Genomic DNA, 20785 nt, shown 5'->3' with positions numbered 1-20785 from the left:
CGATGGGTGCCGAGCACCGGTCGAGACGCGGAGGAACACAATGTCACAGACACCGACGAGGGACGAGCTCGTTCAGAGCGCGTCCAAGCTGGTGCCGCTGCTGCGGTCGCGGGCGCTCTGGATCGACGAGCACCGCAGGCTGCCCGACGACGTCGTCGACGCCATCGAGCTCTCCGGCATCCTCAAGATGCAGGCGCCGAAGCAGTACGGTGGCTACGAAAGCGACGCGCACACCCTCATCGACGTGCACGCGGAACTCGCGCGCGGCAACAGTTCCGCGGCCTTCTGCGTTTCCGTCTACGCGCTGCTGAACTGGATGGCCGGGCTCTGGCCCGACGAGGTGCTCGACGAGGTCTTCGCCACCGAGAACGTGCGCGTCTGCGGCACGCTCGCCACCACCGGCACCGCGACGAAGGTCGACGGCGGGTACCGGATCTCGGGCACCTGGCGGTTCAACAGCGGGATCCTGCACGCGCAGTGGAAGGTCACCGCGGCGGTACCGGACGGCCCCGAGGCCGCCGACGGCCCGATCACCACGCTGATCCCGGTTTCCGACCTGGAGATCGTCGACGACTGGTACACCCACGGCCTGCCCGGTTCCGGCAGCGTCACGGTGACCGCGCACGACGTGTTCGTCCCCTCGTCCCGGATCGTGAAGACCGCCGATTTCTTCACGGACCAGTGCAAATCCGTCGTCAATTCCGCGAAGCCCAATTACCACCTCACCCCGATGCTGGTGACGTCGACCGTCGCGACGGCCGGCCAGCTCATCGGCGCGGCGAAGTACGCGTTGGAGAGCTTCCTCGACCGGCTGCCGGGCCGCGGCATTTCCTACACGCACTACCCGAGCCAGGCCGAAGCGCCGATCACCCACATCCGTGTCGGCGAGGCCGGGCTGCTGATCGAGGAAGCCGAGGCCAGGGCGCACCGTTTCGCCGACTTCGTCGAGGAAAAACTCGTCAAGGGCGAGCAGTGGACGGTCACCGAGCGCGCGTCCTCGCGGGTGCAGCTCGGCCGCGTCGCGCAGTTGTGCAAGCAGGCCGTCGACCTCATCGCCACCATCAGCGGCGGGTCCTCGATTTTCCACGACGTCCCGATCACCCGGATCCAGCGCGACGTGAACGCGGTCGCCATTCACGCGCTGACCAATCCGGACACGAGCCTGGAACTGTACGGCCGGCTGCTGTGCGGTCTCGAACCGAACACCGACTACCTCTGAGCGGTTGTTTTCCACCACCTTCGGGTGCAGAGCATTTTCGAAGATGATATCCGGTGTCTTGCCCGCGATCCTAAGACCGGTGGTCTGGCTTCGCGGGCTGGAGCCGTGACCCCGTGATTGGAGCGCCCAAAAAATGCAACCTTTCCGCGTGGAGATCCCCCAGGCCCAGCTGGACGACCTGGCCAGGCGGCTGGCCGACACCCGCTGGCCGGTCGGGCTGCCCGAAGCGGGCTGGGACCGCGGCGTGCCCGTCGACTACCTGAAGGACCTCGCCGAGTACTGGCGCACCGAGTTCGACTGGCGGAAGGTCGAGGAGCGGCTCAACGCGTTCCCCCAGTTCACCACCACGATCGACGGGGCGAACGTCCACTTCCTGCACGTGCGCTCGCCGGAGCCCGACGCCACGCCGATGATCATCACGCACGGCTGGCCCGGCTCGGTGGTCGAGTTCCTCGACGTGATCGGCCCGCTGACCGACCCGCGCGCCCACGGGGGCGACCCCGGCGACGCGTTCCACCTGATCATCCCGTCCATGCCCGGCTTCGGCTTCTCCGGCCCGGCACCGGAAGGCGGCTGGAACACCCAGCGCGTCGCCCGTGCCTGGGCGCAGCTGATGGCGGAGCTGGGCTACGAGCGCTACATCGCCCAGGGCGTCGACTTCGGCTCGGGGGTCGCGCTGGTGCTCGGGCTGCAGGACGCCGAGCACGTGCTCGCCGTGCACCTCAACACCCTGGTCACCGCGCCCGGCGACGACCCGGCCGACCTCGAGGGCCTCAGCGAGGCCGACCAGCACTCCTGGGGCAAGTCCGACACGTTCGCGAAGATCCTGTCCGGCTCGATGAAGCTGCAGGCGACCCGCCCGCACACGGTCGCCTACGGGCTCACCGATTCGCCGGTCGGCCAGCTCGCCTGGGTGATCGAGAAGTACCGCGACTGGGCCGACACCCACGGCGGGCTGCCGGAGGACGCCTTCGACCGCGACAAGGTGCTGGCCATCCCCGCCATCTACTGGCTGACCGGGACCGGTGGCTCGTCCGGCCAGTTCTACTACGAGAGCGTCGACTTCCTGCCGATCTCGCCGGGCGCGGGCCGCTACTTCGAGCTGACCGTGCCGCTCGGGGTGGCGGTGTTCCCCCACGCCCCGTTCAAGCCGGTCCGGCGCTGGGCGGAACGCGAGTTCTCCACGATCCAGCACTGGAACGAGTACGACCGCGGCGGCAACTTCCCCGCCATGGAGGTGCCCGATCTCTACATCGCCGAACTGCAGGCGTTCGGCCGGCTGGTGAAGGAACGGTAGAACCACGCCGGCGCACCGGGTGCCGGGGGGAACGCGACGAATGGAGCTTGTGATGACGGTGATTCTTCGGAACCGGACCGCAGGGAGGTGCCGTCGTGAGTGCTGTTAGCGGGACCGAACGTCCCCTGCGGCCGGGATGGGCGCTGGCGCTGGTGTCCGTCTGCGCGTTCCTGACCTCTTTGGACGTCATGGTCGTGGTCACCGCCATACCCACGATCAAGGTCGACCTGGGCGCGGGTCTCGCCGACCTGGAGTGGACGATCAACGCCTACAACCTGGCGTTCGCCTGCCTGATGCTCACCGGCGCCGCGCTCGGCGACCGGTTCGGGCGGCGGCGGATGTACGTGATCGGCCTGGCCGCGTTCACCATCGCGTCGATCATGGCCGCGTCCGCGGGCACCATCGAAATCCTGATCATCGCCCGGGTCATCCAGGGCGTGGCCGCCGGTGTGTCCATTCCGGTCAGCCTCGCGCTGCTGGCCGACGCCACGCCGCCGGAGAAGCGTGGCGCCGCCATGGGCATCTGGGGCAGCGTCGCGGGCATCGCGATCGCGGCGGGCCCCGTCGTCGGCGGCATCATCACCCAGGGCATCTCGTGGCACTGGATCTTCTGGCTGAACGTCCCGTTCGGGATCGCCGCCACCGTCGGTTCCGCGGTGCTGCTGCGCGAGAGCAAGGGCCCGCGTCCGAAGATCGACGTGCCCGGTCTGCTGCTCGCCTCGGCCGGCCTGTTCGGGCTGGTCTGGGCCGCGGTCCGGGCGCCGTCCATCGGCTGGGGCTCGTTCGAGGCCTACGGCTCGGTGCTCGGCGGGGTGGTGCTGCTGGCGGTGTTCGTGGCGTGGGAGTTCAAGGCGAAGTACCCCATGATCCCGATGGAGTACTTCCGCCACCGCGGGTTCACCGTGGCGAACATCTCCGCGTTCCTCCAGCACTTCGCCCTGATCGGTGCGCTGTTCGTGCTGGCGCAGCTGTTCCAGTTCGGCCTGGGCAGCAACGCCATGGTCAGCGGTCTTCAGTTGCTGGCGTGGACGGCGATGCCGCTGGTGGTGGCGCCGTTCGCGGGCAAGCTGGCCGACAAGCACGGCAGCAAGCCGTTCATGGTCGCCGGCCTGGCGCTGCTGGGCGTCGGCCTGCTCTGGATCGGCCTGGTCACCTCGACCGGCGTCGGTTACGGCAGCATGGTCGTTCCGCTGATCTTCGGCGGCGCGGGTATCGCGATGTGCCTGCCCACCACGATCAACCTGGTGTTCGCGTCGGTCCCGCCGGAGGACGCCGGCGTGGCGTCGGGGGTGAACAGCGCGCTGCGCGAGCTGGGCGGGGTGTTCGGCGTCGTGGCGCTGGGTGCGGCCTTCGCGGCCAACGGCAGCTTCGAGTCGGCCGAAGCGTCGTTGTCCGGTTTCCAGGCGGCACTGGTGCTCGGCGGCATCGTCGCGCTGGCCGGCACGGCCGTGGCGCTGTTCGCGCCCGGCAAGCCGAAGCCGGCCGGGCCGGTCGTCGAGGTGCGGCCGCCTGCCGAAGAAGTGATCGAGACGCCGATCAACTGAGCCGGCGCTCGCAAGCCCCGGCGGACCCCGTGGTCCGCCGGGGCCTTTCCCCGGGATGGAGAAGGTCCCATGAGTTTCGACTACCACGCCCTGTACGTCGACGGCGAATGGCGCAGACCCGGTCGCGGCACGGTCGCGGCGATCTCGCCGGCCGACGGGGAGCGCAACGGCACCACGCCGCTCGCCTCGGAGTCCGATGTGGACGCCGCGGTCGCCGCGGCGCGCCGTGCGTTCGGCACCCCGTCGTGGACCGGCCTGCCGGTCGAGGAGCGAGCGGAACTGCTGGAGCGCTTCGCGATCCAGCTGGAGAAGACCGTCCCGGAGCGGGCCGCGGCCACGTCCGTCCAAAATGGAACACCGATCTCGGTGGCGCTGCCCAGCGAGGGCGGCGCGCCGATCGGGCTGCTCCGCTACCACGCGGGGCTGGCCCGGCGGACCGTGGTGGAGGACCGGCGCGAACGGTTCGACGGGATGGGCGAGACCATCGTCCGGCGCGAGCCGGTCGGGGTGGTCGCGGTGGTCGTGCCGTGGAACTTCCCCCAGCCCATCACCATGTTCACCGTCGCGCCCGCGCTCGCCGCGGGGTGCACGGTGGTGCTCAAGCCCGCGCCGGAGACGGTGTTCGGCGCGCTGGAACTGGCCGCCGCGGCCGATCGGGCGGGCCTGCCGCCGGGCGTGCTGAACGTCGTCACCGGTGGCGCGGACATCGGCGAGCACCTGGTGTCGCACCCGGGCGTCGACCGCGTCGCGTTCACCGGCTCGACCGCGGCCGGGCGCAAGGTGGGCGAGATCTGCGGCAGGCTGCTGCGGCCGGTGACCCTGGAGCTGGGCGGGAAATCGGCCGCCATCGTGCTCGACGACGCCGACCTCGCCGCCACCACGCAGGGGCTCGCTGCGTGCGCGCTGCTGAACAGCGGGCAGGCCTGCTACCTCTCGACGCGGATCCTGGCGCCGCGCTCCCGCTACGACGAGGTGGTCGACGCGGTCGCCGGGCTGGCGAACACCTTGAAGGTCGGCGACCCGCTCGACCGCGCGACGCAAATCGGCCCGATGGTCAGCTCGCGGCACCGTGAGCGCGTCGAGTCCTACGTGCGGCTCGGGCAGAGCAGCGGCGCGCGGCTGGTGGCCGGCGGCGTCCCGGCGGAGCAGGAGCGGGGCTGGTACGTCCGGCCGACCGTCTTCGCGGACGTGGCCAACAGCGATCCCATCGCGCGCGAGGAGATCTTCGGGCCGGTGCTCGCGGTGATCCCGTACCGTGACGTCGATGAGGCCGTCGCGATCGCCAACGACTCCGAATACGGCCTGGGCGGCACGATCTGGACGTCCGATGTGGACGAGGGGATCGCCGTGGCCAGGCGGGTGCGCTCGGGCAGCGTCGGGGTGAACTACTACGACCTCGACCTGGGCGCGCCGTTCGGCGGTGTCAAGGCCAGCGGGCTCGGCCGCGAGCTGGGACCCGAGGGTTTCGACACGTTTTTCCAATACAAATCGATCTACCTGCACAAGGCAACCTGAATTGCCTCGAGGAGAGGACAAATGAGCCTTCCCAAGATCGTGTCACCGCAAGAGTGGCAGATCGCTCACGAGAAGCTGTTGGCGCGCGAAAAGGAGGTCACCCGCATCCTCGACGCGCTGGCCGCCGAGCGCCGCCGTCAGCCGATGGTCGCCTTCGAGAAGGACTACGTGTTCGTCACGGCCGCCGGCGACAAGGTCGGGCTGGCCGACCTGTTCGACGGGCAGCGCCAGCTGATCGTCTACCACTTCATGATGGAGGCCGGGTCGGACCACCGGTGCCCCGGCTGTTCCGCGGTGGCGGACAACCTGCCGCACCTGGAGCACCTGGAGCAGCGCGACACCCGGCTGGTGCTGGTCTCGCCCGCGCCGCAGGCGCAGCTGCAGGAGTACCGGGAGCGCATGGGCTGGCCGCTGAAGTGGCTGTCGTGCGACCAGGAGTTCAACGACGACTGCGGCGCCGGCGCCGGCTCGACGCTGAGCGTGTTCCTGCGCGACGGCGAGAAGGTGTACCGGACGTACTTCACCGGATCCCGCGGCCTGGACAAGCTGCGGCTGGACCTCAACCTGCTGGACCTGACCCCGTACGGGCGCCAGGAGTTCTGGGAGGACTCGCCGGAGGGCTGGCCGCAGACAGCGCCGTACCAGTGGTGGCGTCCACGCGACGAGTACTGACATTTCTTCGCGGGGGCCGGGACGACGACGTCCCGGCCCCTTTTTGTGCGCAACGGAGAGGACTCTCCACGTTTCCGGGTGCGGGACAGTGAATACCGGACGGACAAGGAGATTTCTATGTCGGTGAGTGCTGAGGACAGGTTGTCCGCTTACTACGGCTCGTTCACCAGTGAGCGGGAGAAGGAAGTCTTGAGTGTTCCGCTGCGCCTGGTCGGTGCGTGGGCGGAGAACTCGGCCGACGGTGTGGCCGAGGTGTTCACCGAGGACGGGATCCTGATCCTGCCGGGTGATGTCTACAAGGTCGGCCGGGACGAGATCCGGGCGTTCATGAAGGCCGCTTACGCGGGCCCGTTCAAGGGTTCCGGGGTGACCGGCCAGCCCGTCGACGTGCGGTTCGCATCGGACTCGGTCGCTCTGGTGCGCACCCACGGCGGGATCCTCGCCGCCGGTGAGACGGAGATCGACCCGGAACTGGCGGTCCGGTCGACCTGGGTGTGCGTGAAGAAGGACGGCGAGTGGTACCTCGCCGGCTACCAGAACAGCCCCCGTGGCGCCGGCGCCACCCTTCGTTGGTAAAGGAGACGATCACCATGGCTTCAGCGTGGGGCGACGCGTCGGCGATCCTGGCCGCCGCGGGCATCGAAGAGGACACCTCGTACTACCGCGAGTTCACCGGCGACGACGAGAAGGCCGTGCTGACCGTTGCGATGCGCATCCAGGAGGGCTGGGAGCGCAACGACGCCGACTTCTTCGCCGACACCTTCACCGACAACGGCAGCCTGCTGATGAAGGACGACCAGCTCACCAGCCGCCAGCAGATCCGCGAGTACATGAAGGCGGGCTTCGAGGGCCACTTCCGCGGCGCGCGCGTCCGCGGCTGGCCGCTGACCGTCCGGTTCCTCGACGACACCACCGCGATGATCATCAGCCAGGGCGGCATCCTGCTCGAGGGCGAGACCGAGACGGCCCCCGAACGTCAGGTCCGCGTCACCTGGATCGTGGTGCGGACCGGCGACGGGCTCCGGCTGCTCTCGCACCAGACCAGCCCGCTCAAGGGATGAGGAGGAGTCTCATGACGGTCGAAGCTGGTTCGGCGGCCCCGGACTTCACGCTCCCCGACACCGGCCGGACACCGGTCACGCTCAGCGAGCTGTGGCGGGTCCGGCCGGTGCTGCTGGTCTTCTACCCGTTCGCGTTCAGCCACATCTGCGAGGGGGAGATCTGCCAGGTCCGCGACGAACTGGCGGGCTACACCGACGAGAACGTCCAGGTCGTCGGCGTCTCGGTGGACACGCCGTTCACCCTCGGGGCGTGGGCGGACCGGCAGGGCCTCACGTTCCCCCTCCTGTCGGACTTCTGGCCGCACGGAGCCGTCGCGCAGTCCTACGGCGTCTTCAACGACCAGGGCGGGATGGCCAACCGCGGCACCTTCCTCATCGACGGGACCGGAACCGTCCGCTTCGCCGAAGTGGTGTCCCCCCGCGAGGCCCGCGACCAGACCCGGTGGAAGAAGGCGGTCGCCGCCCTCGCGGGCTGATCCGCTTCCCCAGCCCCCGAGCGCTCCTTCGCGCTCGGGGGCTCGCTCATGCCCCGCCCCGGCCCCGGCCGGCGGCGTGCGTCCGGCGGCTCGTGCTCGGGTGGACGGACGCGCCGAGGCCCCCTGCTCGAGGAGCAGGGGGCCTCGGGTGGGGCGGTGGGTCAGCCGGCGATCGGGCTGGTCTGGTGGTTGAGGAGCTTCCAGTCCCCGCCGTCCTTGACGATGACCCAGGTGGCGCGGACCTCGCGCTCCGGGGCCACTTCGGTTTCGCCCGCGAGGACGATCCCGCCCTTGGTGACGGCGAAGGCGACGTCCTCGGAAAGCTTGCGGATGACGACCGGGGTCTCCACGAGACGCGAACCGGCGTAGGTGCCTTCGAAGGCCTTCTTCAGGTAGTCGCGGACCTCGGCCGGGTTCTTGAGCTGCTGGTCACCGACGAGCATGCTGCCGTTGTCCGTGAAGACCTCGGCGAGCAGCTCGGGGTCGTTGCGGTCCCAGGCGCCGCGGACGCGCAGGGGAATCGTGAGGATCGCGCCCTCCTCGCCGTTGGGGAAGTCGCCGTAGTTGGCGGCCCACTTCTTGGCGCCTGCCACCAGTTCGGATGCCTTGCCTGGCATGGGGTTCTCCTTAGGTGAGGTGATTACCAACGAAGGGTGGCGCCGGCGCCACGGGGGCTGTTCTGGTAGCCGGCGAGGTACCACTCGCCGTCCTTCTTCACGCACACCCAGGTCGACCGGACCGCCAGTTCCGGGTCGATCTCCGTCTCACCGGCGGCGAGGATCCCGCCGTGGGTGCGCACCAGAGCGACCGAGTCCGATGCGAACCGCACGTCGACGGGCTGGCCGGTCACCCCGGAACCCTTGAACGGGCCCGCGTAAGCGGCCTTCATGAACGCCCGGATCTCGTCCCGGCCGACCTTGTAGACATCACCCGGCAGGATCAGGATCCCGTCCTCGGTGAACACCTCGGCCACACCGTCGGCCGAGTTCTCCGCCCACGCACCGACCAGGCGCAGCGGAACACTCAAGACTTCCTTCTCCCGCTCACTGGTGAACGAGCCGTAGTAAGCGGACAACCTGTCCTCAGCACTCACCGACATAGAAATCTCCTAATCCGAAGGCCTTCCCGTGATTATTGTGCGGGCGGCGGAGCCGCCGTTTTCTCGATTCGTGCTTGCTCAACCAAGCTTGATCAGGTCGGCCGCTTTCTCGCCGATCGCGATGGCCGCCGCGTTCGGCTGGCCGCGGCCGACCTTCGGCATCACCGAGGCGTCGGCGACGCGCAGGCCGTCGACGCCGTGCACGCGCAGGGAAGCGTCGACGACGGTGCCGATGGCGCAGCTGCCCGAAGCGTGGAAGATCGAATGCGTCCAGCGGCGGACGTAGGCGCGCAGGTCCTGGTCCGACTCCGATTCCGGGGCGCGGAAGAGTTCCTCGGTGTACGGCCGCATCGCGGGCCGGCGGGCGATGTGCAGGCCCATCCGCAGCGCCTCGACCGCGGTCACCATGTCCGCTTCTTCGAGCAGGTAGTTGTGCACGATCCGCGGTTTCGACGTCGGGTCCGCCGAAGCGAGCGTCACGCTGCCCCGGCTTTCCGGGGTCAGCAGCGCCGGGCCGCAGGAGATCGCGTGCGCGGTCGGGAACGCCAGGCCGCTGTCGACGAACATGATCGGGGCCGCGAAGAACTCCACGTCCGGGGCCGGGATGCCGGACCGGGTGCGCGCGAACCCGCCCGCTTCCGGGCCGTTCGACGCGGTCGGGCCGGTGCCCTCCTCGACGAACCGCCGGATGTTCTGCGGTTCCATCGCGGTCAGCAGGCTGACGGGCTGCGAGTGCGTGAAGGTCAACGGCACCAGCGCGTGGTCCTGCAGGTTCTGCCCGACCTCCGGCAGGTCCGCCGCCACCGGGATGCCGAGCATCCCCAGCTGCGCGGCCGGCCCGACGCCGGACAGCATCAGCAGCTGCGGCGAGTTGTACGCGCCCGCCGAGAGGATGACCTCCCGGTCCGCGCGGATCGTCAGCTCTTCGTCGAGCCGCTGCCCGGCGACGCCCACCGCGCGGCCGTTCTCGATCAGTACCCGGTGCGCCTGGAAGTTCGTCTCGACGGTCAGGTTCGGCCGCCCCAGCGCGGGGCGGAGGAACGCCACCGCCGTGCTGCACCGGCGCCCGTCGCGCGTGGTCACCTGGAAGAACCCGAAGCCGTCCTGGTTCTTCCCGTTGAAGTCGTCGTTGGCCGGCAGCCCCGCTTCGACGGCGGCGTCCACGAAGGCCTGGGCGCTCGGGTTGTTCGACCGTCCATTGGAGACGGTCAGCGGCCCGCCGGTCCCGTGGAACTCGTCGGCGCCGCGCTCGTTGTCCTCGGACCGCTTGAAGTACGGCAGGATCTCGTCGTAGGTCCAGCCCGGCGTCTCCCACTCGTCGAAGTCGAGCCGGTTGCCGCGCGCGTAGATCATCGCGTTGAGCGAACTCGTCCCGCCGAGCACGCGCCCGCGCGGCAGGAACACCCGCCGCCCGTTCAGCGCGGGCTCGTCGTGGCTGTCGTAGTCCCAGTCGTAGCGGGTGCGGAACAGCGTGGCGAACGCCGACGGCACGTGGATGTTCTCGGCGTTGTCGGCCGGGCCCGCTTCCAGCAGGCAGACCTTGACGTCCGGATCTTCGGACAGGCGCGCGGCGAGCACGCAGCCCGCCGAGCCCGCACCGACGATGACGTAGTCGTACATGGGCGTCTCCCGGCGCGGATCAGATGTAGAGGGTGTTCGGTTCGAGGCCCGCGAGCACCCGCCCGTACAGCTCGAACGCGGTGGGCGGGTACATCAGGGCGTGCAGGTTGGCGGTGGTGACGTTGCGCGCGATGCGCTGGATGGCCACCGACTCGTAGATCGACGAACCGCCGCTGGCCCCGAAGAGGAGGTCGACGGCCTCCTTGGCGAGCCGGCACACGACGCCGACGTCGGCGCGGGCGCGGGCGCGCTCCTCGATCTTCCACGGCTCGCCGGCCGCGGACTTGGCGTCGAGCAGGTCGGCGACCCGGTAGCTGTGGAACTCGGCCTGGTCGATCTTCAGCGACGCCTCGGCCAGCTGCAGGTGCGTGATCGGCGCCTCGCGCTGGTCGTCGTAGCTGGTGTAGGTGATCTTCCGGCCCGGCAGGCGCTCCATGAACGCCTCCATCGCGCCGCGCGCCATGCCGAGCACGCTGCCGACGGTGGTGGCCGCGGCGACCGCGAGCAGCGGCGCTTTGTACATCGGCAGGTCCGCGTTGAGCGCCGACGCGTACTGCTCCTGCAGGATCGCGGGCAGCGGGAGGGTTCGCTCGGCGGGGACGAACAGGTCCTTCGCGACGGTGGTGACGCTGCCGGAGCCGCGCACGCCCATGGTGTGCCAGTCGTCGACGATCTCGACGTCGGAGATCGGGACCAAGCCCATGACCGGCATCATCTGGCCGTCCGGCAACGGGGTGAGCGCGATGATTTCCTGCCAGTGGCTGTGCAGCGCGCCGCTGATGAAGCCCCACTTGCCGTTGACCAGGTACCCGCCGTCGACCGGCGTCGCCATCGCGCTCGGGCTGAGCGTGCCGCAGACGCGCACGTCCGGCGTCCGGTACACCTCGTCCTGCACGGAGTCGGGGAACAGGCCCACCATCCAGCCGGGGATCCACCACACCTGCTGCGTCCAGCCGACGGCGCCGTCGCCGCGGCCGAGCTCGGCGGCGACCTCGACGACCGTGCGCGCGCTCGCCTCGTAACCGCCGTAGCGGCGCGGGACGCGCATCTTGAAGAACCCGGCCGCGCCCAGCCCTTCGACGACCTCTTCGTGCAACCGCCGGTTCTCCTCCGACCACTGGGCGTGCTTCCGGAGCAGGGGCACCAGCTCGGTCGCCCTGCTGACGAGTTCTTCGTGGCTCGGCACGTCGGTCACTGGGGTCCTCCTCGGTCGATGGCCGTCTCCCAACGTCGCACCGGCCCCCGCGCGGAGCGTCTCCAGCGTTGCGCGACGGGCGCAATCATGAAGACGCTGCCCGCGCTCACGCGGTGTGAGGATTCCTTCAGCCCGAGGAGAGGACGTCCATGAGCAGTCATGTCGGAGACCGCGCGATCGTGCTCGGCGGCAGCATGGCGGGGATGTTCGTCGCCAGGGTGCTGTCGGACGTCTTCACCGAGGTGCTGGTCGTCGACCGCGACGCGCTCGCCGGGGTGCGGGAAGGCCGCCGCGGTGTGCCGCAGGGCCGGCACGCGCACGGCCTGCTGGCGCGCGGCCAGGAGATCCTGGAGGACTTCTTCCCCGGCTTCACCGCCGAGCTGATCGCCGCGGACATCCCGGTCGGCGACCTGGGCGGGCAGGTCCGCTGGTACTTCGACGGGCACCGGATCCGCCCGTCCCACACCGGCCTGCGCCTGGTCGGCGTCGCGCGTCCGGTGCTGGAGGACCACGTGCGCCGGCGCGTCCGCGCGATCCGCAACGTGACCTTCGTGGACAGCACCGACGTGATCGGCCCGGTCGCGGCGGCCGGCCCGGACCGCGTCACCGGCGTCCGCGTGCAGGGCCGCGGCCCCGGCGCCATCGAAGAGGTGCTCGACGCGGACCTCGTCGTCGACGCCACCGGCAAGGGCTCGCGCGCACCCGGCTGGCTCGCGTCCCTGGGCTACGGGAACGTCGAAGAGGACCGCGTCAAGGTGGGGCTCGCCTACACCAGCCGCAGGTACCGCTTCGACGTCGACCCGTTCCGGGGCGACATGTCGATAAACCCCGTCGCCACCCCCGCGAACCCGCGCGGCGCGTTCCTGCACACCCTGGGCGGCGGCCTCGGAATGCTGTCGCTCACCGGCATCCTCGGCGACCACCCGCCCACCGACGAGGAGGGCTTCCTCGCCTTCGCGAAGTCGCTGCCGGTGCCCGATGTCCACGACGCCATCGTGGACGCCGAGCCGATCGGCGCCCCGGTCACCTTCAAGTACCCGGCCAGCCAGCGCCGCCGCTTCGAGAAGCTGCCCCGGCTTCCGCGGGGGTTCCTGGTCGCGGGCGACGCGGTGTGCTCGTTCAACCCGGTCTACGGCCAGGGCATGGCGTCGGCGGCGTTGCAGGCGCTGACCCTGCGCGAGCACCTCCAGGCCGGCATCCCCGACCCGCGCGCGTTCTTCAAGGACATCGCGAAGGTGGTCGACGTGCCGTGGGAGATCTCCGCCGGCGGCGATCTCGCGTTCCCGGAGGTCGAGGGCAAGCGCACGCTGAAGGTCCGGATGGGCAACGCCTTCACGGCGCGCCTGCAGACCGCGGCCACCCACGACGCCAGGCTCGGCGAGGCGTTCCTGCGCGTGGCCGGGCTGGTCGACCCGCCGCAGAGCCTGATGCGCCCGAGCATGGTGCTCCGCACCCTCCGCACCCCGCGCACCCCCGCCGGGGACAGCCGGCCGGAGCCCGGCCCCCGGCTCCGCCGCGCAGCCTGACACTGGAGTTGACCATGAGCAAGGAAAAGACGCCCGGTCTGCGCGGTGTGCTGACCACACCGAAGATCGTGCTGCTGGTGGTGGCGGCCGCCGCGCCGCTGGCCGCGGTGGTCGGCACGGTGCCGCTCGCCTTCACCCTGGGCAACGGCGCGGGCGTGCCCGCGGTGTTCGTCTTCGCCGGGATCGTGCTGCTCTGCTTCTCGGTGGGGTACGCGGCGATGAGCCGCCGGGTGGTCAACGCGGGCGGCTTCTACACGTACTTCTCGCTGGGCATCGGCAAACCCCCGGCCGTCGCGGGCGGCCTGGTCGCGGTGCTGTCGTACAACGCGGCGTCGATCGGCCTGGCCGGGACCTTCGGCTACTTCACGAAGCTGACGGCGGACGCCTACGGGCTCGTTCTCCCGTGGGAAGCTTGGTCGGCGCTGGCGATAGCGGTCGTCGCCGTGCTCGGGTACCGGCAGATCGACGTCTCCGCCAAGGTGCTCGCCGTGCTGATGGTCGCCGAGATCGGCGTGCTCGCGATTCTCGACGTCTTCATCATCGGCCACAAGGGCGTGCAGGCGCTGCCGCTGACGGCGTTCCAGCCGTCCACCGTGTTCACCGGCGCCATCGGCGTGACGATGATGTTCGCCTTCATGTCGTTCATCGGCTTCGAATCCGCGTCGCTCTACGGTGAAGAGGCGAAGGAGCCGCGCAAGACGGTTCCGCGGGCGACGTACGCGTCGGTCGTCGTGATCGCCGCCTTCTACGCGCTGACCAGCTGGGTGGCGGTCGGTGGCATCGGCGCGGACCAGGTGCCGCAGGTGGCGGGGGAGCAGCTCGGCGGGTTGTTCCTCACGCTGGGCTCCGACTACGTCTCACCGGTGCTCGGCTCGGTGATGCAGGTGCTGTTGTGCACCAGCACGCTCGCCGCGCTCCTCGCGCTCCACAACGCCACCAACCGCTACACCTTCGTGCTGGGCCGGGAACGGGTGCTCCCCGGCTGGCTCGGCGGGGTGCACGCGAAGCACGCGTCACCGCACCGCGCCAGCATCGTCCAAAGCGCCCTGACGGTCGTCGTGGTGGGAGCGTTCGCGGCCGGCGGGCTCGACCCGTACACGAACCTCGCCACCAGCCTGCTCGGGGTGGGGACGCTCGGGATCGTGGTGCTGCAGGCGTTCGCGGCCGTCTCCGTGATCGGGTTCTTCCGCAAGCGCCCGGACGGCCACTGGTGGCGGACCAAGCTCGCCCCCGCGCTCGGCGCGCTCGGGCTCGGTGCGTCGGCGGTCCTGCTGGTGACGAACTTCCCGCTGCTGACCGGGACCGACAGCGCCGTGGTCAACTCGCTGCCGTGGCTGTTGCTCGCGGTCGCCGTCGCCGGCTTCGGTTATGCCTTGTGGCTCAAGGCGAACAGGCCGGAGCGGTACGCGGGGATCGCCGTCGCCGAGGTCCGCTCCGGCCACCTCGAGCTCGTGCGCGAGCCCGAGCCGAAGCCCGGCGAACTGGCCGCCTGACGCGCATCTCCGCCAGACGTTCCCCGTGCCCAGCCCGTTGCAGACTTCAACCATGGAGGACCGGATGTACGACTACGTGATCGTCGGCGCGGGTTCGGCGGGCTGCGTGCTCGCGGCGCGCCTTTCCGAGGATCCGGACGTCACGGTGTGCGTGATCGAGGCAGGCTCGTACGACACCGCGGAGAACATCCACATCCCCGCCGCTTTCGGCGAGCTGTTCCGCACCCGCTACGACTGGGACTACGACACCCACGAGGAGCCGGAGCTCAACCGCCGCCGCATCTTCCACCCGCGTGGCAAGGTGCTCGGCGGCACCAGCTCCATCAACGCGATGCTCTACCTGCGTGCCAACAAGCTCGACTACGACGGCTGGGGCCAGCCGGGCTGGACCTACGACGAGATCCTGCCGTACTTCAAGCGGTCCGAGGACAACGAGCGCGGCGCCGACGAGTTCCACGGCACGGGCGGCCCGATGTCCGTTTCGGACGGCCGTTCGAAGAACATCCAGTCGCGGGCCTTCATCGAGTCCGCGCTGCAGGCGGGGTTCGACGAGAACACGGACTTCAACGGCAAGACCCAGGACGGCTTCGGCTTCTTCCAGGTCACCCAGCGCAACGGCCGCCGGTGCAGCACCGCCGTCGCGTACCTGCACCCCGCGCTCGGCCGCCCGAACCTGACCCTGGAGACCCACCTCCAGGTGCACCGCGTGCTGATCGAGGACGGCCGCGCGGTCGGCGTCACCGGGCACCGCGGCGACGACATGGTCACCATCCGCGCCGAACGCGAAGTCATCCTCAGCGGCGGCGCATACAACTCGGCGCACCTGCTGATGCACTCCGGCATCGGCCCGGCCGACCACCTGAACCTGCTGGGCATCGACGTGCAGGTCGACAACCCCGAGGTCGGCGCGAACCTGCAGGACCACCCGATCGTGCCGCTGATCTACAGCCACGACCTGCCGGTCAGCCTGCTGATCGCCGAAGAACCCCAGTACCTCAAGGAGTTCGAGGAGCACGGCACCGGCCCGCTCACCTCGAACGGGCCGGAGTGCGGCGGGTTCGTCCGCACGGACTCCGGCCTGCCGGCGCCGGATGTCGCGTTCTTCACCGGCCCGCTGATGTTCGCCGACAGCGGCCTGGGCCTGCCGACCGGGCACGCGATCACCTACGGCCCGGTGCTGCTGACCCAGGGCAGCCGCGGTGCGGTCACCCTCGACTCCAACGACCCGACCACCAAGCCGAAGATCCAGCACAGCTACTTCAGCGCCGACGGCGACCTGGACGTGGCCGTCGCCGGGGTCCGGATCGGCATGGAGATCGCGCGCCAGCAAGCACTTTCGCCGTACACGAAGACGCACTACCGCGCACCGGAGTCCGATTCGGACAAGGACGTCCGCGCGTACGTCCGGGCATACACGCACTCGATCTTCCACGGCACCGGCACCTGCTCGATCGGCAAGGTCGTCGACCCCGAACTGCGCGTCAAGGGCGTCGACGGCCTGCGCGTCGCCGATGTGTCCGTGATGCCGACCCCCGGCCGCGGCGCACCGAACGCCACCGCGATCGCCATCGGCGAGAAGGCGGCCGACCTGCTGCTCGGCCGTCCGGCACTGCCCAAGTCCCCGGCGTAGAACTGGAGAAGCACGTGACCATCTCACCTCAGACTCCGTCTGTCGCCGAGGCCGCGGCCGAGCTGGAGAAACTCGACCGCCGGCACCTGTTCCGCTCGATGCAGCGCGGGGACATCCACGACCGCGTGGTGATCGTGCGCGGCGAGGGTTGCACCGTGTGGGACGCGCGCGGCAACGAGCTGCTCGACGCGGCCGGCGGCGGCGTCTGGCACTCGCCGCTCGGCCGTCCGGCACTGCCCAAGTCCCCGGCGTAGAACTGGAGAAGCACGTGACCATCTCACCTCAGACTCCGTCTGTCGCCGAGGCCGCGGCCGAGCTGGAGAAACTCGACCGCCGGCACCTGTTCCGCTCGATGCAGCGCGGGGACATCCACGACCGCGTGGTGATCGTGCGCGGCGAGGGTTGCACCGTGTGGGACGCGCGCGGCAACGAGCTGCTCGACGCGGCCGGCGGCGGCGTCTGGCACTCGCCGCTCGGCCACGGCCGCAAGGAGCTGGCCGAGGTCGCCGCGAAGCAGATCACCGAGCTGGAGTACTTCACCAGCCTGCTCGAGTTCTCCAACGACAAGGCGATCCACCTCGCCGCGCGCATCGCCGGGCTGGCCCCGGCGGGGATCGACCGGGTGTTCTTCACCAGTGGCGGGTCCGAGTCGGTGGAAACCGCGATCAAGGCGGCGCGGCTGTTCCACCACCGGCGCGGCGAGCCGGACCGCACGTGGATCCTGTCGCGGCACTACTCGTTCCACGGCGCCGCCTACGGCAGCGGCACGGCGACCGGTTTCCCCCCGATGCAGGAGGGAGTCGGCCCGAACCTGCCGCACGTGGAGAAGCTGACCCCGCCCAACTCGTACCGCCCGGAGATGTTCGGCGGCCAGGACCAGACCGACTTCCTGCTCGTCGAGCTGGAGCAGACGATCGAGCGGATCGGTGCGGGCAACATCGCCGCGATGATCGGCGAGCCGGTCATGGCGGGCGGCGGCGTCCTCGAACCGCCGGCCGACTACTGGCCGCGGGTGCGCGAAGTCCTCTCACGCAACGGGATCCTGCTGATCGCGGACGAGGTCGTCACCGCGTACGGCCGGGTCGGCTCGTGGTTCGAGTCGGAGGTCCGGGGCATGCGCCCGGACATGATCACCATGGCGAAGGGCATCGCGGGCGGATACATCCCCCTCGGCGCCACGCTGATGACCGACGAGATCGCCGACGGCCTGCTGGAGACCGGCGGGTTCTTCCACGGCTACACCTTCCAGGGCCACCCGGTGGCCTGCGCGCTCGGTCTCGCCACCATCGACATCATCGAGCGCGAGCAGCTGGTGCCGAAGGCGCACACCATCGCGGACTGGCTGCGCACCGGCCTCGCTCCGGCCGCCGACCTGCCCACCGTCGGCGACATCCGCGTCGTCGGCTCGCTCGCCGGGCTGGAGATGGTGAGCGACCGCGAGCACAAGATCCCGCAGGAGTGGGCGCCGGTCGAGCGCGTCTGCTTCGAGATCCGCAAGCGGCACGGCGTCATCGCCCGGCCGTACGGGCACATGCTCGTCCTCGCACCCCCGCTGGTGATCACCGAGGCCGAGGCCCGCCGCGCCACCGACGCCGTCATCGACGTCGTCTCCCGCTTCCGCGCCGACGGCAGCCTCGCCGACTGAGGGAGGACCGTGGTGAGCACGTCCGAGTCCCCGCTGACGGAGATCCAGTACGCGTACTGATCGGTCGCGGTCCCGCACGCCTGCCTTCGAACTCGAAGGCAGGCTGGACCCGGACGTGCTCAGCCGGCCGGCGGCGCCGTGATCTCGAACGGCGGCACCTCGGCGCGCAGCAGTTCGTGCCTGCGCATCAGGGCGGAAACTGCTCGCCGACCAAGACGAAGTCCTTGCCTCACAGGAGAACTCGACGGCAACACTCCGGACGTCGGCCCCAGGCGCCACAGTGGAATCAGCGCACCCGCCCGAACCGGCTGTCGCGGGTATTCGCGCCTCTACCGGCCAACGGCTCAGGCGGCCTCCGATGTGGACGATCCCGCGTGATCGGCGGGTTGCTGCCGGCTGTCCATCGGCAAGCGGTCGGCTGCCTCTGGCCGTGGTGCTCCCGACCTGGCGGGATGGCCGTCGCCGGGCGCCGGGGACTGGACAGCGATCGCCCGGGCCGTCAGGTGCTGCAGCTTCGTGAGGTGCCGTTGGACGAGCCCTGCGCGCCGTGCTTCGTCCATCGCCGCGCGCGTGACGCTGTTGGTGCGCCGGCGCCGATGCCGTCCACCGACTTCGCTGTGGTCCATGGTGGTGTCTCCGCCTCCTTTGCCGGGGAAACGTGTCCCTCGATCGTGTTGTTGCCGCTCGATCCGCGGATCATTGCTGGGCGTGATCGCCCGATTGCGGGGAAGCGCGAGCGGCGGATTTGCTCCCTGGTAACAAGGCTGTCTCGATACGAACTCGGCCCGGGTTCGTTGGGCCACCTGGCCGCTCGCGCGATGGGTCGTCCGGACCTGTGCGCGCCGTGAGGGAAAACGGGCCGTCACCGTCCACAGTGGGAGCGCGACGGCGGGAAAGGCGAGCTGCGATGTGGGCCCGGTCACGTGTCCCGGGCACGTCGTGCGCGACCGCGCACGACGTCTTCCCTGGTGGCGCCCCCGGCAGGACTCGAACCTGCGACCTAGAGATTAGAAGGCTCTTGCTCTATCCAGCTGAGCTACGAGGGCCCGCGCCGACGACCTGTCCCGCCCGTACCGGTCGCCCGGCCCCGGCAGCTTAGTCGTCGCCATCCTCTCGATCGTTCGACACCGGCGAATCGTTTCAGGTCTCGTTCGACTTGATTCGAAAAAACTGGGCGGCGCCGATGTCACGGCGGGGCAACGCTCCGACGCGCGAGCGTGACGGCACGGCCACGGGCGGCGGTGGTGTGGACCACGGCCGCCACTCGGTCGGGTGAGACGGCGGCCGGGTGGGAGGAGGAGGACGTGCGGAAAGGCGCCTCAGACGGGGGAATCGAGGACCCGGCGGACGGCTGCGTGGCTGGTGGTGGGGCGAAGAGCATGGCTGCGTCGGCCTTTCCGAAAGCGGGGCGGTGGTCGCCAGTGGACTTCGGCCGGTGTGGCCGATCCCGTGGTGGCGACGGGGCTCGTTGTGTGCGAACGGTTGCTGTGGGTGGTCTGCCCGGCTGGTGCGGCGCCTCCCGGCTTCGTTGCGCCCGGGTGGGCCGCCCGGGGCGAGCGGTCGGTGTGGCCCCGATCTCGCGCGAGCTGGTCGGCTGGCCGCGGCGGGTTCAGCTGTCCGCCTGGGCTGGCTGCGTCCGGTGAGGTCCGGATGGGGCGGGTTGCGAGGCCGGGCATGCTGCCCGGCCTGGGGGCCCTGTGGGTTGGTGGGTCGGAGCGTTTGGGTTGTGAGGGTCGGGCATGTTGCTGGGCTCGGGACTCGCGGTGGGACGGGACGGGGCGGGGCGTGCAGGCCAGGTGGGTTGGGAGAGCCGGGCGTGCTGCCGGGCCCGGGGCTCCTGTGGGTTGGTGGGTCGGAGCGTTTGGGGTGTGAGGGTCGGGCGTGCTGCCGGGCTCGGAACCCCGCGGTGGGACGGGGCGGAGGGTGCAGGCCAGGTGGGTTGCGAGGGCCGGGCGTGCTGCCGGGCCCGGGGCTCCTGTGGGTTGGTGAGTCGGAGCGTGCGAGTTGCGCGGGCGGGCATGCTGCCGACCTGAGAATCGTGCGGTGGGACGGGGCGGGGCGCGCAGGCCGGGTGGGTTGTGCGGGTCTCAGGCACACTGCCAGGCTCGGGACCCCGTGGTCGGACGAGTCAGAGCGCGCAAGCGAGGGCGGATTGTGAGGGGGGCGGGGGCCAGGAACTCAGTGGTGCCGGGAACGCTCCCGGCGGCGGTGAAGTCCGTGCGGCCTGCCGGAAAGTGGGGCCCGTGGGCGCGCCCCGCCGCTGGGGTGCGCCCACGGGTGGGGCCGCTTTCGGGGGAGCGGCCCCGGTCGGGCCCGGCCGCCGCCGCGAGCCGGCTCCCCCCTTGGAGCGGGCGGCTGTGCGGGCCCGGGTCAGCGCGTCACTGCCTCACTCCCAGATCTGGATGCCGCGGACCAGGAAAGGTGCGTCCGGGACGAACGTGCCGCCACCCGGATAGGTGACGAAATCTCCCTCGGTCGAACATTCCTCGTCCTGGTACACCGTGACGTCGCGGGTCATCAGGTTCGCGAACGACGACCCGTCGAATCCTTCGGGCAGTGGCAGGCATTCCTCGGTATTGGCCGTGCGCAGGTCGAAACGCTGGATTTTGCCCGCGTAGGCATCGGACGGCCACAGGCAGAACTCGCCCTTGCGGCAGCCCGGATCGGTGCCCGCGTGGGCGGCTCCGACGCTGGTCAGCAGGCCGACCATGGCCAGGACAACGAGGTGCGGCAGGCGGGAACGAAGACGACGTGAAGACATGGTGGATTTCCCCTCCGGAATCGCGGCTTTCG

The 20785-nt window shown here is 70.3% G+C and carries 18 protein-coding genes and 1 tRNA gene; 13 read left to right on the top strand and 6 right to left on the bottom strand.

What is annotated here, in order from left to right:
- The first annotated feature begins 40 nt into the window (after positions 1–40).
- The 8 genes from QRY02_RS24985 (at position 41) to QRY02_RS24950 (ending at position 7784) form a co-directional block, all read left to right on the top strand.
- Positions 41–1219 (top strand): acyl-CoA dehydrogenase family protein, encoded by a 1179-nt coding sequence (locus tag QRY02_RS24985; RefSeq protein ID WP_285985283.1) that lies wholly within the window; start codon positions 41–43, stop codon positions 1217–1219.
- A gap of 133 nt (positions 1220–1352) precedes the next feature.
- The gene (locus QRY02_RS24980; RefSeq protein ID WP_285985282.1) at positions 1353–2516 is read left to right on the top strand and encodes an epoxide hydrolase family protein; all 1164 of its coding nucleotides are present in this window, start codon (positions 1353–1355) and stop codon (positions 2514–2516) included.
- A 95-nt stretch (positions 2517–2611) separates the two neighbouring features.
- Complete coding sequence (locus tag QRY02_RS24975; protein ID WP_285985281.1) at positions 2612–4060, top strand: MFS transporter; 1449 nt, start codon at positions 2612–2614, stop codon at positions 4058–4060.
- 69 nt (positions 4061–4129) lie between these two features.
- Positions 4130–5575 (top strand): aldehyde dehydrogenase, encoded by a 1446-nt coding sequence (locus tag QRY02_RS24970; RefSeq protein ID WP_285985280.1) that lies wholly within the window; start codon positions 4130–4132, stop codon positions 5573–5575.
- Positions 5576–5596: 21 nt separating this feature from the next.
- Entirely contained in the window at positions 5597–6247 is a 651-nt protein-coding gene (locus QRY02_RS24965; protein WP_285985279.1) for a DUF899 domain-containing protein, read from the top strand.
- A gap of 117 nt (positions 6248–6364) precedes the next feature.
- Positions 6365–6823: an SgcJ/EcaC family oxidoreductase gene (locus QRY02_RS24960; RefSeq protein ID WP_285985275.1), complete on the top strand. Its 459-nt coding sequence runs from the start codon at positions 6365–6367 to the stop codon at positions 6821–6823.
- A gap of 14 nt (positions 6824–6837) precedes the next feature.
- Entirely contained in the window at positions 6838–7308 is a 471-nt protein-coding gene (locus QRY02_RS24955) for an SgcJ/EcaC family oxidoreductase (RefSeq protein WP_285985278.1), read from the top strand.
- Between the two features lie 11 nt (positions 7309–7319).
- Positions 7320–7784 carry a peroxiredoxin gene (locus QRY02_RS24950; protein WP_285985277.1) on the top strand — a complete coding sequence of 155 codons (465 nt, stop codon included), beginning with the start codon at positions 7320–7322 and terminating at the stop codon, positions 7782–7784.
- A gap of 161 nt (positions 7785–7945) precedes the next feature.
- On the opposite strand, the gene QRY02_RS24945 is transcribed toward QRY02_RS24950, so the two are convergent.
- From QRY02_RS24945 to QRY02_RS24930, 4 genes are all read right to left on the bottom strand, one after another.
- Positions 7946–8401 carry an SgcJ/EcaC family oxidoreductase gene (locus QRY02_RS24945; protein WP_285985276.1) on the bottom strand — a complete coding sequence of 152 codons (456 nt, stop codon included), beginning with the start codon at positions 8399–8401 and terminating at the stop codon, positions 7946–7948.
- A gap of 23 nt (positions 8402–8424) precedes the next feature.
- The gene (locus QRY02_RS24940; RefSeq protein ID WP_285985275.1) at positions 8425–8883 is read right to left on the bottom strand and encodes an SgcJ/EcaC family oxidoreductase; all 459 of its coding nucleotides are present in this window, start codon (positions 8881–8883) and stop codon (positions 8425–8427) included.
- Positions 8884–8961: 78 nt separating this feature from the next.
- Entirely contained in the window at positions 8962–10503 is a 1542-nt protein-coding gene (locus QRY02_RS24935) for a GMC family oxidoreductase (protein ID WP_285985274.1), read from the bottom strand.
- A gap of 19 nt (positions 10504–10522) precedes the next feature.
- Entirely contained in the window at positions 10523–11698 is a 1176-nt protein-coding gene (locus tag QRY02_RS24930; RefSeq protein ID WP_285985273.1) for an acyl-CoA dehydrogenase family protein, read from the bottom strand.
- A gap of 149 nt (positions 11699–11847) precedes the next feature.
- Between QRY02_RS24930 and QRY02_RS24925 the strand changes: the two genes are divergently transcribed.
- The 5 genes from QRY02_RS24925 (at position 11848) to QRY02_RS24905 (ending at position 17992) form a co-directional block, all read left to right on the top strand.
- Positions 11848–13224, top strand: coding sequence for an FAD-dependent oxidoreductase (locus QRY02_RS24925; protein ID WP_285985272.1), 1377 nt, complete (start codon positions 11848–11850; stop codon positions 13222–13224).
- A gap of 14 nt (positions 13225–13238) precedes the next feature.
- Entirely contained in the window at positions 13239–14717 is a 1479-nt protein-coding gene (locus QRY02_RS24920) for an APC family permease (protein ID WP_285985271.1), read from the top strand.
- A 64-nt stretch (positions 14718–14781) separates the two neighbouring features.
- Positions 14782–16347 (top strand): GMC family oxidoreductase, encoded by a 1566-nt coding sequence (locus tag QRY02_RS24915; RefSeq protein WP_502874271.1) that lies wholly within the window; start codon positions 14782–14784, stop codon positions 16345–16347.
- A gap of 14 nt (positions 16348–16361) precedes the next feature.
- Complete coding sequence (locus tag QRY02_RS24910; protein ID WP_285985269.1) at positions 16362–16601, top strand: hypothetical protein; 240 nt, start codon at positions 16362–16364, stop codon at positions 16599–16601.
- Between the two features lie 14 nt (positions 16602–16615).
- On the top strand, positions 16616–17992 hold the full coding sequence (locus QRY02_RS24905) for an aminotransferase family protein (RefSeq protein ID WP_285985268.1): 1377 nt from the start codon (positions 16616–16618) through the stop codon (positions 17990–17992).
- A gap of 969 nt (positions 17993–18961) precedes the next feature.
- Here the strand turns inward: QRY02_RS24905 and QRY02_RS24900 are convergent.
- Both QRY02_RS24900 and QRY02_RS24895 read right to left on the bottom strand, forming a co-directional pair.
- Positions 18962–19038 (bottom strand) — tRNA-Arg (locus QRY02_RS24900).
- A gap of 1340 nt (positions 19039–20378) precedes the next feature.
- On the bottom strand, positions 20379–20753 hold the full coding sequence (locus QRY02_RS24895; protein ID WP_285985267.1) for a peptidase inhibitor family I36 protein: 375 nt from the start codon (positions 20751–20753) through the stop codon (positions 20379–20381).
- Positions 20754–20785 lie beyond the last annotated feature (32 nt).

Source organism: Amycolatopsis sp. DG1A-15b (assembly GCF_030285645.1).
Lineage (GTDB): Bacteria > Actinomycetota > Actinomycetes > Mycobacteriales > Pseudonocardiaceae > Amycolatopsis.
This window is presented reverse-complemented; position numbering and strand designations above follow the sequence as displayed.

What these genes read in the sequence shown, in the direction of transcription:
- QRY02_RS24935 (WP_285985274.1), bottom strand. Translation starts at nt 10,503, where the DNA reads ATGTACGACTACGTCATCGTCGGTGCGGGCTCGGCGGGCTGCGTGCTC.
- QRY02_RS24920 (WP_285985271.1), top strand. Translation starts at nt 13,239, where the DNA reads ATGAGCAAGGAAAAGACGCCCGGTCTGCGCGGTGTGCTGACCACACCG.
- QRY02_RS24955 (WP_285985278.1), top strand. Translation starts at nt 6,838, where the DNA reads ATGGCTTCAGCGTGGGGCGACGCGTCGGCGATCCTGGCCGCCGCGGGC.
- QRY02_RS24895 (WP_285985267.1), bottom strand. Translation starts at nt 20,753, where the DNA reads ATGTCTTCACGTCGTCTTCGTTCCCGCCTGCCGCACCTCGTTGTCCTG.
- QRY02_RS24915 (WP_502874271.1), top strand. Translation starts at nt 14,782, where the DNA reads ATGTACGACTACGTGATCGTCGGCGCGGGTTCGGCGGGCTGCGTGCTC.
- QRY02_RS24925 (WP_285985272.1), top strand. Translation starts at nt 11,848, where the DNA reads ATGAGCAGTCATGTCGGAGACCGCGCGATCGTGCTCGGCGGCAGCATG.
- QRY02_RS24950 (WP_285985277.1), top strand. Translation starts at nt 7,320, where the DNA reads ATGACGGTCGAAGCTGGTTCGGCGGCCCCGGACTTCACGCTCCCCGAC.
- QRY02_RS24970 (WP_285985280.1), top strand. Translation starts at nt 4,130, where the DNA reads ATGAGTTTCGACTACCACGCCCTGTACGTCGACGGCGAATGGCGCAGA.
- QRY02_RS24965 (WP_285985279.1), top strand. Translation starts at nt 5,597, where the DNA reads ATGAGCCTTCCCAAGATCGTGTCACCGCAAGAGTGGCAGATCGCTCAC.
- QRY02_RS24985 (WP_285985283.1), top strand. Translation starts at nt 41, where the DNA reads ATGTCACAGACACCGACGAGGGACGAGCTCGTTCAGAGCGCGTCCAAG.
- QRY02_RS24940 (WP_285985275.1), bottom strand. Translation starts at nt 8,883, where the DNA reads ATGTCGGTGAGTGCTGAGGACAGGTTGTCCGCTTACTACGGCTCGTTC.
- QRY02_RS24960 (WP_285985275.1), top strand. Translation starts at nt 6,365, where the DNA reads ATGTCGGTGAGTGCTGAGGACAGGTTGTCCGCTTACTACGGCTCGTTC.
- QRY02_RS24945 (WP_285985276.1), bottom strand. Translation starts at nt 8,401, where the DNA reads ATGCCAGGCAAGGCATCCGAACTGGTGGCAGGCGCCAAGAAGTGGGCC.
- QRY02_RS24980 (WP_285985282.1), top strand. Translation starts at nt 1,353, where the DNA reads ATGCAACCTTTCCGCGTGGAGATCCCCCAGGCCCAGCTGGACGACCTG.